The sequence below is a fragment of the Micromonospora rosaria genome (assembly GCF_001567585.1).
GTDB lineage: Bacteria > Actinomycetota > Actinomycetes > Mycobacteriales > Micromonosporaceae > Micromonospora > Micromonospora rosaria.
The window spans coordinates 1-2298 of sequence record NZ_LRQV01000274.1; the positions used below are offsets into that span (position 1 = coordinate 1).

General features: G+C 72.7%; 2 protein-coding genes. One reads left to right on the forward strand and one right to left on the reverse strand.

Annotated elements, in window-relative coordinates; all coding sequences use genetic code 11:
- Positions 1-589, reverse strand: a 589-nt coding sequence (locus tag AWW66_RS34145) for a hypothetical protein (protein WP_067374498.1), incomplete at its 3' end; no start/stop codon positions are given.
- Positions 590-783: 194 nt separating this feature from the next.
- Between AWW66_RS34145 and AWW66_RS31920 the strand changes: the two genes are divergently transcribed.
- Positions 784-2286: an HtaA domain-containing protein gene (locus tag AWW66_RS31920; protein WP_067374500.1), complete on the forward strand. Its 1503-nt coding sequence runs from the start codon at positions 784-786 to the stop codon at positions 2284-2286.
- Positions 2287-2298 lie beyond the last annotated feature (12 nt).

Below are 2298 nucleotides of genomic sequence, written 5' to 3' on the forward strand. Positions count from 1 at the left end.
CCGCGCCGCCGCCGGTGCTGCCGCTGCCGCCGGTGGTACCGGTGCCGCCGCTGGTCGTGGGGGCCGTGCCGGGGCGGCTCGGGGCGGGCGCGGCGGCGAAGGTCACCGGCACCCGGACGTCCTGGGAGCGGTCCGCGGAGCGGGTGTGGTCGGCCCGGGTGGCCACCACGCAGCGGCGGGTGGTGCAGTCGACGTCCCCGATCGTCGGGTCGACCTTCAGGGTGACCCGGAACGTCCCGCCCGACCCGTACGGGGTGGCCAGGCCCTCGCCGTACGCGGGCGGGTTGGACGAGATCCAGTGCGAGGCGCCGAGGCTGCCGCTCATGTCGGCCCCGCCCCCGCACGGCCCCGGTGCCTGGCCGGCCCCGTTGTCCACACAGAACGCGACGTAGATGCCCTTGGCGGTGTCGTACCCCCGGCCGGAGACGGTGACCGTCGCCCCGCTCCGGCTCACGCCGGTGCTCGGCGTGGCGGTGAGCTGCTGCCCCTCGGGGCCGCGCGCGGTGCCGGCCTGCGCCGGCGCACCACCGACGAAGACACTCAGGGTGACCAGTGTTGCGGGCAGGACGGCGCGACGCAGTGTGCGCATCGGGCTCCTCACATGACGGATCAGGCCGGCGAGCGCACCGACCGTAGCTAAGGTTTGCCTAACCTAAATCACGAAGACGCTGTTCACAAGGGGTTCTTCGGATCAAGATCTTCCGCCCGGACGCCGGATGCGGCGATGATTAGGTTTGCCTAACCTCAGACACCGTCCGTAACAGGTTCGTGAAGGGAAACAGCATGGTCCGATCCAGAGCCGGTACCGCCTGGCGACGGTCGATGCGGTGGGCGGCGGTCGCCGTCCTCGGCGCATCGGCCGCACTCGTAGGCGCCGGCCCCGCCTCGGCGGCCGAGGCCGACATCACCGGAGGCAGCCTGACCTGGGGTTTCAAGGCGTCCTTCCGCAACTATGTGAAGACCGGCAACGGGAACCCGCCGATCGCGGCGAGCAACGGCGCCACCATCAACGCCGACGGGACGTTCACCTTCCCGTCGACGGGCGGCACCCACGACGCCGCCACCGGGACGACCAGCGCCGAGTACGGCGGCGCGATCGTCTTCTCGTACCCGGCGCACTTCTTCACCATCAAGCTGGCCAACCCGACGGTCTCCGTCTCCGGCGGCACCACCGCGCTGAAGGCCGACGTCGACCTGACCAGCACGGCGGCCGAGCCGGTGTCGGTCCGGCAGGCCACCATCGCCACTCTCAGCGGCAGCACCGGTGGTGGCGACGGCACGGTGACCGGCACCAACCTGGCGGCGACGCTGACCACCGCGGGCGCCTCCGCCTTCAACGGTTTCTACGCCGCCGGTGACGCCCTCGACCCGCTGTCGTTCACCTTCACCACGGGTGGTGACGTCGAGCCGGCCGGGCCCGCGGTCACCGTCACGCCGGCCAGCGGGCTCGACCCGGCCGGGGCGACCATCACCGTGCAGGGCAGCGGTTTCGACCCGGAGGCCAACAACGCGGCCGGGTTCTACCTCTCCTTCGGACCCAAGGTCGCCGAGCACTGGGCGAACTCGAGTGTCCTGCAGGTCACCAAGTGGATCAACAAGACGAACGAGCCGACGGAGGCCCGCGACCGGCTCGCCGCCGACGGCACGTTCAGCACCACCCTGCCGATCAGCGCGGTCTACACCGACCGCAACGGTGACCAGATCGACTGCACGGCCGTGCAGTGCTACGTGATCACCTTCGCGGCCCGGGGCTCGGCCGACCGCAGCCAGGACACCTTCACCCCGGTGACCTTCGCCACCACCGGCGGCCCGGGTGGCGGCGACGCCGACCAGCGGATCACCGCCACCGTCACCGGCGGCCCGCTGACCCTCGGCGTGGCCGGCAACACGGTCGCCCTGCCGGCCGTCAGCAACGGCGAGGTGGCCAGCGGGGCGCTGCACGACGCCACCGTGTCCGACCTGCGCGGCACCAACGCCGGCTGGAGCCTGGTCGGCCAGGTCTCCGACTTCGCCTCGGCCGGTGGCGGCACCATCGCCGCCGACAGCCTCGGCTGGGTGCCGACCGCGACGGTGGTCGACGACCCGCTGGGCGGCACGCCCGGTGTGGTCACCCCCGGCACCGCCGCCGCACCCGGCTCCGGCCTGGGTTCGGCCCGGTCGCTGTGCACCTCGGCCACCGGCGCGAGCAACGGCACCTTCACCTGTGGCGCCCAGCTCAACCTGGGCGTCCCGGCGTCCGCCGTGCCGGGCGACTACAGCGCGACCCTCACCCTGACCCTCTCCTAGGTCGGCACCGGG